Annotated in this window: 15 protein-coding genes; 1 reads left to right on the top strand and 14 read right to left on the bottom strand. The window is 71.5% G+C overall.

Features of this window, described 5'->3' with window-relative positions; genetic code table 11:
- Positions 1-21: 21 nt before the first annotated feature.
- The 12 genes from F1C12_RS17530 to F1C12_RS17475 all read right to left on the bottom strand — a co-directional run bounded on the left by F1C12_RS17530 (position 22) and on the right by F1C12_RS17475 (position 10,789).
- Complete coding sequence (locus F1C12_RS17530) at positions 22-291, bottom strand: hypothetical protein (protein WP_185276162.1); 270 nt, start codon at positions 289-291, stop codon at positions 22-24.
- Positions 288-644 (bottom strand): DUF7882 family protein, encoded by a 357-nt coding sequence (locus tag F1C12_RS17525; RefSeq protein ID WP_185276161.1) that lies wholly within the window; start codon positions 642-644, stop codon positions 288-290. Before F1C12_RS17525 ends, F1C12_RS17530 begins: the two co-directional genes overlap by 4 nt.
- Positions 644-946, bottom strand: a complete 303-nt coding sequence (locus F1C12_RS17520; RefSeq protein ID WP_185276160.1) for a DUF7882 family protein — start codon at positions 944-946, stop codon at positions 644-646. Before F1C12_RS17520 ends, F1C12_RS17525 begins: the two co-directional genes overlap by 1 nt.
- Positions 947-1,039: 93 nt before the next feature.
- Positions 1,040-1,894 carry a serine/threonine-protein kinase gene (locus tag F1C12_RS17515; protein ID WP_185276159.1) on the bottom strand — a complete coding sequence of 285 codons (855 nt, stop codon included), beginning with the start codon at positions 1,892-1,894 and terminating at the stop codon, positions 1,040-1,042.
- 84 nt (positions 1,895-1,978) lie between these two features.
- Positions 1,979-3,316, bottom strand: coding sequence for a GGDEF domain-containing protein (locus F1C12_RS17510; protein WP_185276158.1), 1,338 nt, complete (start codon positions 3,314-3,316; stop codon positions 1,979-1,981).
- Positions 3,317-3,397: 81 nt separating this feature from the next.
- On the bottom strand, positions 3,398-4,195 hold the full coding sequence (locus F1C12_RS17505) for an EAL domain-containing protein (RefSeq protein ID WP_185276157.1): 798 nt from the start codon (positions 4,193-4,195) through the stop codon (positions 3,398-3,400).
- Positions 4,196-4,311: 116 nt separating this feature from the next.
- Positions 4,312-5,676 carry a glucosylglycerate hydrolase gene (gene ggh, locus F1C12_RS17500; RefSeq protein WP_185276156.1) on the bottom strand — a complete coding sequence of 455 codons (1,365 nt, stop codon included), beginning with the start codon at positions 5,674-5,676 and terminating at the stop codon, positions 4,312-4,314.
- Positions 5,673-7,034: a hypothetical protein gene (locus F1C12_RS17495; protein WP_185276155.1), complete on the bottom strand. Its 1,362-nt coding sequence runs from the start codon at positions 7,032-7,034 to the stop codon at positions 5,673-5,675. Before F1C12_RS17495 ends, ggh begins: the two co-directional genes overlap by 4 nt.
- Positions 7,035-7,048: 14 nt before the next feature.
- Entirely contained in the window at positions 7,049-7,828 is a 780-nt protein-coding gene (locus F1C12_RS17490; RefSeq protein ID WP_185276154.1) for a polyprenol monophosphomannose synthase, read from the bottom strand.
- Between the two features lie 117 nt (positions 7,829-7,945).
- Positions 7,946-8,566 carry a signal peptidase I gene (locus tag F1C12_RS17485; protein ID WP_219732637.1) on the bottom strand — a complete coding sequence of 207 codons (621 nt, stop codon included), beginning with the start codon at positions 8,564-8,566 and terminating at the stop codon, positions 7,946-7,948.
- A complete protein-coding gene (locus F1C12_RS17480) occupies positions 8,563-10,170 on the bottom strand; it encodes an RICIN domain-containing protein (RefSeq protein ID WP_219732636.1) in 1,608 nt (535 codons plus the stop codon). Before F1C12_RS17480 ends, F1C12_RS17485 begins: the two co-directional genes overlap by 4 nt.
- Before the next feature lie 37 nt (positions 10,171-10,207).
- A complete protein-coding gene (locus F1C12_RS17475; protein ID WP_185276151.1) occupies positions 10,208-10,789 on the bottom strand; it encodes an alternate-type signal peptide domain-containing protein in 582 nt (193 codons plus the stop codon).
- Positions 10,790-11,097: 308 nt separating this feature from the next.
- Between F1C12_RS17475 and F1C12_RS17470 the strand changes: the two genes are divergently transcribed.
- Positions 11,098-11,628, top strand: coding sequence for a DUF2127 domain-containing protein (locus tag F1C12_RS17470; protein WP_185276150.1), 531 nt, complete (start codon positions 11,098-11,100; stop codon positions 11,626-11,628).
- On the opposite strand, the gene F1C12_RS17465 is transcribed toward F1C12_RS17470, so the two are convergent.
- Together F1C12_RS17465 and F1C12_RS17460 are read right to left on the bottom strand one after the other, a co-directional pair.
- A complete protein-coding gene (locus F1C12_RS17465; RefSeq protein ID WP_185276149.1) occupies positions 11,594-12,115 on the bottom strand; it encodes a gluconokinase in 522 nt (173 codons plus the stop codon). The two genes, F1C12_RS17470 and F1C12_RS17465, sit on opposite strands and share 35 nt — an antisense overlap.
- A 1-nt stretch (position 12,116) precedes the next feature.
- Complete coding sequence (locus F1C12_RS17460; RefSeq protein ID WP_185276148.1) at positions 12,117-13,580, bottom strand: GntP family permease; 1,464 nt, start codon at positions 13,578-13,580, stop codon at positions 12,117-12,119.
- Between the last annotated feature and the right edge of the window lie 84 nt (positions 13,581-13,664).

Here is a 13,664-nt window from a genome sequence, read left to right as displayed (position 1 = left end):
GCAGCAGCGCTCAACGGTTGCTCAGAGCTCGTCGAACGTGTCGTCGTCGATGCTCGACTCCGACACCTCCGCGGCCTCCGCCGCAGGGTCGCCTCCGACGTCGATCTGGCTCCAGACCACCGGCATGCCCGGCGAGAACAGGATGTCGATGCCGGGGCCGGAGCGCAGCGGCGGGATGTTCACGTAGTCGCCGCCGGCCTGGATCGCCGCCCGGATCTTCTCGCGCAGCTCCGTCACGGATCCCGGCAGGAAATAGTCCTTGCCGTCCACGGTCAGCCTGTTGACGATCACTGTTCATCCGTTCTGTCGGTCTTGTCCTGGCCCTGCGCCTGCGGCTCTGCGCCGGCGGGAGGTTCGTCGACGACGCGGAGGCCCGAGACGCTGTTCGCCGTGCGGACCAGCGCCTCCACCCAGGCGCGGTTGATCGGCTCGCGCGTGTGCGTCGGGTAGGTGAAGCGGAGGCCGAGCGTCGGGGACAGCCAGACCGAGTTGGAGCCGCTTCCGCCGGTGACGGGGATGTCCCAGGAGAACACGAAACTCTCGTTCCGGCGCAGCTTCGTGATGATCGCCAGTTGCAGGTGCGCCAGCAGGCGGTCGTCGAACTCGACGGAGGAGAGCGCGTCCCCGTAGAAGAGCGTCCCCATCAGTGCGCCGCGGGCTCGGGGACCACGCGCAGACCGCCGACGCTGTTGGCGGCGTCCATCAGCGCCTCCGTCCACGCCCGGTTGAGCGCCGGGCGGCGGCTGCCGACGTACTGGAAGTGCACGGGGACGGACGGGTTGATCCAGATCGCGGTCCGGCCGCGCGAGTACGCCTCGTCGTGGTCCCACTCGAAGAGGAACTGCTCGTTCCGTCGCAGCTTCGACGTGATGACCAGCTGGAGGTGGGCCAGCAGGCGGTCGTCGATGTCGATCTTCGCGCCGGAACCGTAGATCAGAGTGCCCAACGGGTGCTCTCCTTCACTGGGCGGTCGCCGGGGCGGGTCCCACCGGCCTGTCGATCATATGCCGACGGACCTCCGATCGGATGACGCGCCCGCTCACGCGGCCTCGTGCTCCCTGTCGGCGCGCAGGGCTCCGCGCGCGGCGGTCGCGACGTCCGCGGCGGACGGCCTCCGCGTCGCGTGGGCATGGGTCATCGACTCGATGAGGCCGCGCCAGCGCTCGGGCACGACGTCCGGCGTCACCGGGTCGCGGTCCAGCCGGGCGAGGGCGGACTCCACGGGTGTCCCCGGGAAGGCGACGGTCCTCGTGAAGCACTCCAGCAGGACGAGGCCGAGCGAGTAGATGTCCGATGCGGGAGTCAGGGTCTCGCTTCGCACCTGCTCGGGGCTCAGGTAGGCGGCTGTTCCGAACGTCCCCTCCGCGAACTCCTGAGGACGCTTCGCGTGGATGGCGATGCCGAAGTCCGTCAGTCTCGCCCGCGGACGCGAGAACCGGGTGCCGTAGTCCACGATCATGATGTTCGACGGTGTCACATCGCGGTGGATGACGCCGCGCGCGTGGACGTATTCGAGCGTCTCCGCGACCTCGAACGCGACTTCGCCGATCTGCCGCGTCGACAGCGGGTCCGCGTTGAGCACCGCGCGGAGCGTATCGCCCTCCACCAGCTCGATGACCAGGAACGGGCGGGGGTCCTTGGGCGACGAGTCGTCGACGCCCGCGTCGAGGATCGACACGACGCCGTGATGGCGGAGTCCGGCGAGCACGCCCACCTCGGCCCGGAACCGTGCGACGTCGTTCTGGCTGCCGGAGGAGAACAGCTTGACGGCGACATCGCGGCCGAGGTTCTCATCGCGGGCACGGAAGACCATCGAGGTGCCGCCGCGCGCGAGCAGCCGCGTCGGCCGGTACCGTCCGAGCAGGAGCGGGACCGGGATGTCGGGTTTGTCCACCCTGACATTCTCCGGCAATCACGACGTCGCCGCCCCCCATAGACCGCGGCGCGAGTCCGCGGTATGGGGTGCGACGGCCGACCGCTACCGCTCGGCGCCGTGGACGACCGCCTGGTCGCCTCCGCCGCGCTTCGCCGCGTACATGGCCTGGTCCGCGAGCCGGATGAGTCGGTCGATCGCGTGGGCCCCGACGTCGCCCTCCGCGATGGCGATCCCGACGCTCGCCGTGATGTTCAGCTCACGGGGGATGCCGGCGAAGTCCTGGGCGATGGCCGCCCTGGCGCGGTCGGCCAGTTCGAGCGCGTCCGACGTGTCGGCGACATGCAGCACGGCGATGAACTCGTCTCCGCCGTAGCGCGCGATCATGTCCTCCTGGCGGAAGACGCTGCTCAGCCGCTCGCCGACCTCCTTGAGCACGGTGTCGCCCGCGGCGTGCCCGAGGGTGTCGTTGATCGCCTTGAAGCCGTCCAGGTCCACGAAGAGCACGGCGACCTGGTCCGTGTGTGCGCGCTCGGTCTGGTGCAGGTTCTCGTCGAACAGGCGCCGGTTCGGCAGGCCGGTGACCTCGTCGAGCATCGCAGCCCGGCGCAGCCGTGCCTCCAGGCGCAGCCGGACGAGGACCTGCCCGGCGAGCTGGGCCAGCGCCTCGGCCAGCGGGACGGCCTGGTCGTCGAACCTGCGGGGCTGATCGAAGTAGCAGGCGAACGCGCCGTAGAGGACGTCGTCCTCGATGATCGGCACACCGATGACGGCGGAGACGCCGGACCGCTCGAAGACGCCGCCCAACCCGAGGCCCGGCGCGATCTCATCCGCCTCGGCGGGCGACTGGATCGTCACGACGTTCCCGAGCTGGGGCGAGTCTCCCGAAGCGTCCTTCGGCCACTCCGCCTCCAGCAGGTTCTCCCCTGCCACGAGTGCGTAGTTCCCCGGTTCGCCGGTGTGCACGCTGGCCGCGGTCGCGTTGAACGCCCGGCGCGCGGTCTGCGACAGCAGCTCGCCGAGCTCCTCCTCGGTCCGCGTCTTAGCGAACGCGACGGAGGCGGAGAGCAGCAGCTGGAGGCGGTCGCTCTCGCGTCGGCCGAGCGCCATGGTGCGCTCGCCGACGGCGGCGAGCTCCGGGTCGAAGGCGACGATCGTGTGACCGCCGGAGATGCGCACGGCTTTGATGACCACAGAACTGCGCGTCCCCTGGTACGCGTGCGTGCTGGTCGCCAGGCGGATGCCGCCGGGGTTGCCTGTCGCCAGCGCGGCGGAGAGCTCCTCGGCGTCGACGCCGAGCACCGCGGCGAGCGGCATCCCGACGAGCTCATCGGAGGTCCGGCTGGCCCAGACCTCCAGTGCCAGGTTCGTGTCGACGACGGTGTGCGATCGGTCTACGAGGGCTCGCGGGAACGGCTGCATACGCGCGATTTCGTCGCGCACATCCTGCCTCAAACGCGTGACCGGTCAGAATACATGTGTTGAGAGTGACGGTTTCTGAGACGGTCGTCAAGTTAGCGCGCCCTACTCTTCCGCGCGGAACCCCCCGGCGCTCACCAGCAGGCTGTCGACATCGGCTTTCGTCGTCGGGCGCGACAGCAGATAGCCCTGGCCGCGATCGCAGTGCAGCGCACGGACGCGGGCCAGCTGCGCCTCCGTCTCGATGCCCTCCGCGACCAGGCGCATCCCCTGCGCTTTGCCGAACTCGACCGCGCGCGCCAGGTCTTCTCCGCGGGCGCCCTGCGTCTCCTGCACGAGGGATTGGTCGACCTTCAACTCGATCGCCTGCAGTGCGATGACCTGCTCCCGCGACGCATAGGCGGCGCCGAAGTCGTCGACCGAGATGTTCACGCCGAGCCCGCTCAGCCGGTGGACGACGCCGATGGCCTCCGGGACCTGCGTGACCGGAGTGGTCTCGGTCACCTCGAGCGTCAGCAACCGCGGCGCGAGGGAGAACTCGTCGAGCAGTCCGGCGATGGTGTCCACGATCGCCGCTGTCCGGAGCTGCAGGATCGACACGTTCACGGCGACCTCGATCGGGCGCCCCTGGTCCTGCCAGTCGCGGGCGGCGTGGGCGCCGAGCCGCAGCATGACGTCCCCGATCTCGCCGACGAGCCCGAGACGCTCGGCCATCGGGATGAACTCCCCCGGAGCGATCAGACCGAACCGCGGGTGGATCCACCGGCTCAGCGCCTCCGCCCCGACGACCTCGCCGGTCTCCAGGGAGAACTGCGGCTGGAACAGCGCGATGATCTCGCCGCGCCGCGCAGCCCCCGGGAGGTCGCGTTCCAGCAGCGCGCGGCGATCGTCAGAGCGCACCATGGACCTCCCAGCTTGTGTCGATCACCCTAGTCTTCCGTCTCGGCGCGGAAGGCCGGGGGCGTTGACAGAGCGCTTGCGATGTCTCATAATGCCCGACCAACGCCATCGGGACGCGCCTAGCCGGCGGCCACCCCGAGTTCCCCCGCCCACTCCAGCGCCGCCGCCGCCGTCCACGACTGGTCGTGGCTGCCGAGCGGTTCGCCGGTGAAGGGCTGGTAGTACTCGCCGAAGGCCAGGTCGGCGAGCTGGGCGAGGGAGGCCGTGCGGAGGTCGGCGGCCAGGTCCGGGTCGCCGCCGCGGTCGACCGCCCAGCCCAGGAGGAGGGTGAGGAACGGCCAGGTCGGGCCGCGCCAGTAGGTCGACGGGCGGAAGGCCGGACTCGCAGGGGAGGTCGACGGCGGCAGCGGGAAGCGGAGGCGGGGGTCGCCCATCCAGCGCTCGCCCCGCAGCAGCGCGGTCTGGGCGGCCGTGACCTCCGCCGACGCGCCCGCGAACAGCGGCGCGAAGCCGGCGATGGTCTCCGTGCCGATCCACTCGCCCGCGCGCACGTCGAAGTCGCGGGCGAGCTGCGTCTCCGGGTCGATGGTGGAGCGCACGCCGAGGCGGAAGCGGGCGCCGATGTCGCGGAGGCCGGGGGCGAGGTCGGTGCGGCCGAACTCGTCGGCCAGGTCGGCCAGGACGTCGCTCGCGACGGCGAGCACCGCGGAGAAGAAGACGTCCTTGACCCGGAAGTCCACGACCTCCCGAGCTGCCGCGTCGTCGTAGTCGACCGACTTCAGCTGCTCGACCAGCCAGAGGTAGCGGGTGTACTCCTCATCCGTCGGGCGCTCGCTCGCGTCGGCGACGTGCAGCGTGTCCCTGCGCTGGAACGGCGGCACGTCGCCCGGGCGGATGCGCGCGAACGCAGCGTCCCAGCGCGGCGAGTTGTCGAAGCCGGACTCCCAGCTGTGGTGGATCTCCACCAGCCCGGAGCCGTCCGGGTCGCGCACCGAGGCCAGCCAGTGGTGCCAGGCCGCCCAGGCGTCGAGGGACCCGCGTGCGAACTCCTCCGCCGCCGCCCGGTCCGCTCCCCCGCGCTCGCGGCCCCGGTCGAGGATGTGCCGCAGCGCGATCGCGTGCACGGGAGGCTGGCAGATACCGCTGGTCTGCACGCCCTCCGGCCTCGCCGCCGCGCGGGCGGTCCCCCACCGGTCGAAGTCGGGGAAGTACCCCGGCTCGTCCGGGTTGAACACGATGTGCGGGATCATCCCGGTCGACCACTGGGCGTCCAGGAGGCTCTGCAGCTCGCGGATCGCACGCGGCACGTCGAAGCGCGCCAGACCGATCGCGATGAACGCGGAGTCCCAGCTCCACATGTGCGGATAGAGACCGGGCGCGGCGCGGGTCATCGAGCCGGCGTCGTTGCGGCGCAGGACGGCGGCGGCGGCGCGGGCGATGTCCTCGATGGACGGCGCGGCGGGGGTGTCGGGATTCTGCGTCATCGGGAGTCCTCCGGGGTTCCGCCGTCCAGGTAGCGGCAGGGCACCGTCACCGTCCATCCGATCGTCTCCCTGAGATTGACGAACTTCAACTCGTCGTCGCGGCGGCACTGCGCGGCGGCGCTCGCGAGCTGCGGCTGCCAGGCGGGACCGTCCGAGCGGCGGGTGAACTGCGGACCCGCCTGCGCGAGGATCAGCGCGGCGCACAGTCCAGCCGCCGCCAGCGCCGACCACGCCGGCCACTGCGCGCGACCGCGGCGGAACCGGCGGCGGTACGCGATCGCCGCGGCCACGGCGGGCACGAGCGCGAGCAGCATCGACGGGATCACGCCGTAGCGCGTGAGCCACGCGGCGCCGAGCTGCGCCGAGGTCATCCCCGCGTAGTCGTAGAAGGTGTTCGGGTTGGTCTCGACGCTCACGGCGTAGAGCAGCACCGATCCGGTCAGCGCCGCGGCGACGAGCAGCCGCTGCCGGCGCGAGCCGCGGAGGAAGACGTACACCGCGGTCGCGAGCACGACTGCGAGCACGAGAAGGCCGACGGCCGGGCCGGTCGCGGCGAGCACATGCCCGAGCTGCGCCTGCGGGACGGCGAGAGGCATCACAGCGTTGATCAGATAGCCGTACGCGATCGACAGCGGATCGACCGCGCGGTTCGTGTTCTCCGCGCGCGGCCAGCCGAACGTCACGACGAGCTGGACCACGATGCCGGCGAGCAGTCCCGCGCGGACGATCCACACCCTCCTGTCGTGCGATCGCAGCAGCAGCAGCGGCGCCAGGAACACCACCTGGATCTCGGTCAACGCCCCCAGCAGCGCGACGGCCGAGAGCGTGATCGCGCTGCGCGTGCTCCGCGGCCGGGACAGCGCGATCCAGAACAGGGCCCAGAGGATCAGAGAATGCAGATTGGCGAGGTTCCCCAGCACCTCCCGGGGCGCGAGCGGCGCGAGCACGGTCAGGCCGGCGACGAACAGCCGCGCGGGAAGCCACGGCACCAGGTCGCGCGCGCAGACGAACACGACCACGGCGAGGCCGCCCGCGATCGCGCACGCGGCGGCCGCGGTGGCGAGCGCCCACCAGGAGACCGGCAGCAGCACCACGACGGCCGCGACCAGGCGCGGGACAGTGTGCAGGTACCCGGCATAGGGCTGCAGGAGCACGCTCGGGCCGCCCACCGCAGCCGCCGAGACGAAGGTGCGGCCGTCCTCCGCCCAGAACGTGTCGTGCGCGACGGCCGGGAGGCGGAGCCAGGCGGCGAGCGCAGCGGCCACCCCGAGGGCGACCAGGAGGAGCACCGGCCGCCGGGCGACCGCCTCCCGGACCCGGCGGCTCCGGGAGCGGTGGGCGATCGGCGCGACGGTCATCCCCGTCACCTCTGTCACACGACTTCTGCTGCCGCCTGGGCGAGCCGGGGCGATGACGGCTGGAACCGGAGGACGACGAGCTGCCGCAGGAAGGCGGCGCCGTTGGCGACGGTGGCCTTGGAGGCTCCTGCCGTGCGGATCCCGAACGCGAACGGGATCTCGGTGAGGGTCAGCCGGTGGCGCAGCAGGACCTCGAGGAGGATCTTGAAGCCCTGCGGGCGCAGCGACGCGAGGTCGAGCGCGTCGCGGCGGACCGCGAAGAACCCGGTCATCGGGTCGGAGCAGTCCCGCAGGCGGCGCGGGAACAGCGCACGGGCGACGAGCGTGCTGCCGGACGACACGAGGCGGCGCAGCAGCCCGTCGAGCCCTCCCGCGCTGCCGCCGTCGAGGTAGCGCGAGGCGGCCACGATGTCCGCGCCGCGCGCCTCCCCCGCCGCCAGCAGGCGGGGGAGGTCCTCCGGCGGGTGCTGGAGGTCGCCGTCCATGACGACGATCCAGGGGTGGACGGCCAGGGCCATCCCGGTGAGGACGGCGCCGGAGAGCCCGCCGGCCGGTTCCTCCCTGCGCACGACGCGCACGCGGTGCGGCACCCGGTCGGCGCTCTCGGCCGCCACCTGTGCGGTGTCGTCCGTGGAGTCGTCGACGATGAGGATCTCGCCGAGGTCGGCGTCGAGCACCGCCGCGAGCCTTCGCACGAGCTCCGCGACGTTGCCCGACTCGTTGTAGGTCGGCACGACCACCGAGACGCCTTCGACGGGTGTCCCGTACTGCTTTTCCGTTCCGACCTGGCTCACCCTTCCATTCCACGCCACGGCCTCCAAGGTTCGACACAGAATTCGGGACGCAGGCTGGGAAATGCTTATGCGTCTCCGATCGATCCACCCGGGCGCGGCGGGATGAGGCGAGAGGGCTCACAGAGAGGGGGCGCGGGACTCCTCCGGCGCAGGCTCGGCCCCTGCGGCACCGCGCGTGCGCCGCCGCACCGAGGCGGTCGTCCCGCGCACGAACATCCACCCCGCGTAGAGGATCAGCAGGACTCCCACGGCGGGCAGCACCCACGACCGCTGGCTCTGGTCGAGGGCGCTGTTGACGTAGCCGATCAACGGGACGCTGTACCAGACCACGCCGCGGACCTGCGCGGGCACCACGGGAGGGTCGGCCTCCGCGTTGTTGTCGCCCTTCGTCGTGAACGTCAGGCCGTTCGTGGTGGAGGACGTGATCCCGACGACCCGGTGCGAGATGACCTCCGGGTCGCCCGAGCGGATCTGGTAGGTCATCACATCGCCGACGCGGATGTCGTGGACGGCTTTCGGCTTCACCACCACGAGCGTCCCGGGCGGCAGGGTCGGCTCCATCGAGGAGGTCAGCACGGTCACCGGGGTGGCGCCCGCCGCACGCGGGATGACGATGACGACCGCGGCCACGAACAGCACCAGCCCGAGCAGGCCGACGCTGAGGCCGGTCACGACGTACTGCAGCAGCGACTTGGTCGCGCGGGGTTCGGCCCCTCTCACGATGGGATCTGGGCTCACGGTGTCACCTGCCTGAGGAAGAAGGACTGGTTCTGCGCTCCGGCCGTGCACGTCGTGGTCGTGAGCTGGCCTCCCCCGGCGGCCGCCGCAGTGGCGCACAGGGTGGTCGTGTTGCCGTTGCCGTTGCCGTTGTTGCCCTTGATGGTGTTGCCGACGCTGAACGAGCCGTCCGCCTGGAGGGTGAACGTCCACTGCAGCGACCCGTCCGTCGCGGTCCTCGAGGACGTCACCGAGACCGGCGCCGTCCGCGCGCCGGACCACAGGTACTGGCCGCTCGCGAGCGACGGGAGGGCGGAGGTCACGGTCGCCGTGGTCCCGGAGGATGTGGTGAGCAGCCACTCCTGCGCGCCGCTCGCCGGGGTCGCGCACGGCGACTGGGTCAGCACGCTCCCGTTCGCGATCGGGGACGGGACGGTGACGCACTGGCCGCTCGCGGCGTTCACGAGCTGGTACCAGGAGCCGGAGCTGTACGAGCCGGCGGCGGAGACGGGAGCCGAGGGCGCGGAGACGTTCCCCGCGGCGTCGGAGGCCGTCACGGTGTACTGGTGCAGACCCACGGTGAGGCCGGTGTCGGTGTAGCTGGTCGTTGTCCCGGTTACGGTGGCGATCGGCGTGCCGTCGCGGGAGACGGTGTACGCGCTCACCCCGATGTTGTCGGTCGCGGAGAAGGACAGCGTGGCGGTGGAGCCCGTCTTTCCGGTGAGCGAGAGCGACGGCGTGGCCGGTGCGGTCCGGTCCACGAAGAGAGTCGCGGCAGGAGAGGTCAGCGTGACGGCGTCGCGGGCGAACACACTGTAGGTGTACGACGTGCCGGTGGCGGCGCCCGCGTCGGTGAAGGTCGTGGAGGTCGTCGAACCGATCGCGGCGGCGGTCCCGGACCGGTACACGTCGTAGCGTACGACGCCGACGTTGTCGGTCGCGGCGTTCCACGACAGGGCGACGGGGGTCGTCGTCGTGGTGCTAGCGGTCAGGCCGCTCGGCGCGGTCGGCGCGATGTCGTCCACGAACGTCTGGGTGACCCCGGCGGATGCGGACGCGCGCCAGGTCGTCCCGGCGGTCACGGTCGCCGAGAAGACGATGTCGACGGCGGAGCCGCTCGCGATCCCGGGCGCGGACGCCACGTTCATGGTCTCGCGGACGCAGAACGCGGCCGACGCACCGGCGGCCAGCGCGCCTCCGGTCGAGCCGAGCGCGGCCAGTCCGGCGAGGGTGCCGGAGTAGGAGCCGGCCGGCACCGTGGCCGTCGCGGTGCAGGAGGTCGCGGTCGCGGCCGGCCAGGCGGTCACCGAGATGGCCGAGGCGAGCGCTGTCGATGTCCCCGCCGCGAGACCGAGGGCCGCGCTGAACGTCGTGTCGACGTTGCCGGTGTTGGTGACGACGACGCCTCCGGTCGTGGCGGTGTGGCCGGTCCGGAAGACGGTGTCGAAGGGCTGTGCGACGGTCACGGCCGCCGAGACGGTGGCGGCCGTGATCGCTCCGGCCTTCGCCGCGGCGACGCCGTTCCACAGCGCGTCGGTGCCGGCGCCCGGCATCAGGAGGAAGGTGACGAGCGCCGCACCCGCCGCGGTCAGGGGGAGGCCGAAGCGCTTCATCGCTCTCCGCACCTCCCCCTGCTCCGGTGGCCTGCTGGTCCGGCCTGCGTTATTGCTGGGCCAGCTTGAACCCGAGCGCGCTCAGGTCGACGGTGCCGCCCTGCGCCACCGTGCCGGTCGTCGTGGAGTCGAACGGCAGCGTCACGGACACGGTCAGCACCTTCGTGCCGGTGGCGCCGCTGACGTTGTAGGTGTTGGCCGCGGTTCCGGCGGTCACTCCGGTCGGCAGAGGCGTGCCGACGGTCACGGTCATCCCGCTGGTGAGCGCGGTGACGAGCGCGGCGCTGGACGGCGAGGCGTCGCCCGCCTTGATCGAGGTCGGGTCGACGCTGAGGACGGCGGAGAGGTTGTCTCCGGTGGCAGTGACGTCGACCTTCTGCGTGAACGTCAGGACGTCGCCGGGGACGGCGCGGAAGTTCGCAATGCTCGCGATCGAGGTGGCGGACCCGGAGCCGTGGGTGACGCTCCACGTCCCCGCGACCGCGTCGGCCGCGATGGTCATCGTTCCGGACTTGACGGAGCCGGCCGCGGCGCTGGCCGAGCCGTTCCACAGCGCGAAGGTTCCCGCGCCGCTGAGGAGGAGGAGGATGCCGGCCGCGCCGGCGATCGCGCCCTTGGCGAACCTGTTCATGGGACGTGCTCACAATCTGTTCGGGACGTCGTCCCGCACAGGCAGGGGTGAGCACGCGTGCGACGACGCACGCGTGTGGCACCCTGACGTCGCTAGGTCGACGTTCGAGCTGAATCCCTCCGCTCACGCGGAGGGCGGTGCACGAGGGGAGGGTCGGGTTCCACTCGGTGGGCCACCCGTGACCGGATTTTCGGGTAGGTCACGTCGGCCCACTTCGGAGACTAGTGGTCCTCATATTGGAGGACAAGAATGTCCGCGCACCCAGATCAGGGGGTACTCCGCGGTAGCATGCGGCCCGGGAGGACGCGATGAGGGAACGGGTGCTCGACCTGGTCTTCCTCCTCGGCGTGCTGTTCAAGGGGATCGACGGTCTGGTGGAGCTGGTGGGCGGGGTCCTGCTGCTGTTCGCCACTCCGGCGACGCTGCTCAGCGCCGCGAACCGGGTCACGGCCGAGGAGTTGTCGGAGGATCCGCACGACCTCATCGCCAACCTGATCGTCCACGGCGCGGCCCGCCTCCACGCGGGCGGTGTCCTGTTCGTCGCCGCGTACCTGCTGCTGCACGGCGTGGTGAAGCTCGCGATCGTGGTCGCGCTGCTGGTCGGCTCGCGCCGCGTGTACCCGTGGGCCATGGCCGCGCTCGGGGTCTTCCTGATCTTCCAGCTGTACGAGCTCGTGACCAAGCCGTCCGTGGGCGTCGCGGTGCTGACCGTGTTCGACGCGGTCATCATCTGGCTGACGTGGCGGGAGTGGCGGCGCGGACGGGAGCTGCGGACGACGTGGCGGGGGACGGTGCAGTGGGTGCTCAGGCGGCAGCCGCCGCCGGACCCAGCTCGCTGAGGATCCCGGCGACGATCTCCGCCGGCTCGGCGTCGATGTCCACCGTGACCGCGGCCTCGTCCGGCTGGGGCGGCTCGAGGGTGCTCAGCTGGGAGTCCAGCATCCCGGGCTTCATGAAGTGGCCGCTGCGGGCGGCGATGCGGCTCTCGAGCAGCGCGCGGGTGCCGCTGAGGTAGGCGAAGACCACGCCCTCCCCGCGGAGCACGTCGCGGTAGCGCCGGGCGAGCGCCGAGCAGGCGACCACCAGCGGCCTCCCGCCGGCGCGGCCCGCGCGGATGCGGTCCGCGATCGCCGCGAGCCAGGGAGCACGGTCGGTGTCGTCGAGCGGGATGCCCGCGGTCATCCGTTCGACGTTGCGGGCGGGGTGGAGGCTGTCGCCCTCCAGCAGGTCCCAGCCCAGCCGTTCGGCGAGGCGTGCGGCGACGGTGGACTTGCCACAGCCAGCCACGCCCATGACGACGATCGTGCTCACCTGGCTCGCGGTCATGTCAGCCTCCGATGACGAGGGCGATCACCAGCGTCCCGGCGAGGCCGACCACCGAGGCGATGCACTCCAGGACGGTCCAGCTGCGCAGCGTCTGCGGGATGCTGAGGCCGAGGTACTCCTTGACCAGCCAGAACCCGGCGTCGTTGACGTGCGAGAGGAACAGCGAGCCCGAGCCGATCGCGAGGACCAGCAGCGAGACCATCGGGGTCGAGAGGTGCGCGGTGAGCGGCACCATGATCCCGGCCGCGGTGACGGTCGCGACCGTCGCCGAACCGGTGGCGACGCGGATCAGCGCCGCGATGAACCAGGCGAGCAGCAGGATGCCGATGCCGTTGCTGCCGTGCGCGAAGGACGCGATGACCTGGCCGATGCCGGTGTCGACGAGCACCTGCTTGAAGCCTCCGCCGGCGCCGACGATGAGCAGGATGCCGGCGATGGGCGGCAGCGACGCGGTGAGGCTGGCCTGCAGCGACTTGCGGTTCATGCCGCCAGGGAGGCCGAGCAGGAAGAAGCCGGCGAGCACCGCGATGGTGAGCGCGATGGCCGGGGTGCCCAGGAAGTCGAGGATCGTCTTCCACTCGGCGGTGGACGTCGCGGCGGTGATGTCGACCAGGGCCTTGCCCAGCATGAGGACGACGGGGAGCAGGATGCTGATGAGCGCCAGGGCGAACGAGGGGCGCTTGCGGTCGGCGGGCTCCGTCTCGTCGGCGTCCTTCGCCTGGGGGTCGTCGCCCTCGGTGCCGAGGAACAGGCCGGGGACGTCCACCGGCACCCACTTGGCGGCGAAGCGGCTGAACACCGGGCCGGCGAGGATGATGACCGGGATGGCGACGAGCACGCCGAAGGCGAGGGTGACGCCGAGGTTCGCGCCGAGCGCGCCGATGGCCACGAGCGGGCCGGGGTGCGGCGGGACCAGGCCGTGCATGGCCGAGAGGCCGGCGATGGCCGGGAGGGCGACGCGCATCAGCGGCAGCTTCGAGCGGCGTGTGACCAGGATGATCACCGGGATGAGCAGCACGAGGCCGATCTCGAAGAACATCGGCAGGCCGATGATCGCGCCGACGAGGCCCATCACCCACGGCAGAGCGCGGACGCTCGTCCGGGACACCAGCGTGTCCACGATGCGGTCGGCGCCGCCGGAGTCGGCCAGCAGCTTCCCGTACATCGCGCCGAGCGCGATGAGGATGCCGACGCTGCCCTCGGTCGCGCCGAAGCCGGTGATGAAGCTCGTCGTCGCGGCGTCGGCGGCCATGCCGGCGACCAGGCCCGTGACGAGCGAGCCGAGGAGGAGGGAGAGGAACGGGTGGATCCGCAGCCAGGTGATGAGGACCACGATGACGGCGACGCCGACGACGGCCGCGAAGATCAGCTGCGGCTCGGAGGAGGCGGGGTGCGGGGCGGGCGGGGCGGCGGCTGCGGAGACGGCAGCCGCGACGCGGAGCGCGCCGGAGGGAAGGGCGATCATGAGCATCCTTGGTCGTGATGGGACGTGTGCTCGGCCACCCTACAGATAAATCAGGTTAATTTGAAAATCTGTGCGTTTTCGTAT

Origin of the sequence: Leifsonia shinshuensis, from assembly GCF_014217625.1 — a bacterium.
Classification (GTDB): domain Bacteria; phylum Actinomycetota; class Actinomycetes; order Actinomycetales; family Microbacteriaceae; genus Leifsonia; species Leifsonia shinshuensis_A.
Note: the sequence above shows the minus strand (reverse complement) of the source record. Positions and strands in the feature narration are given on the sequence as shown.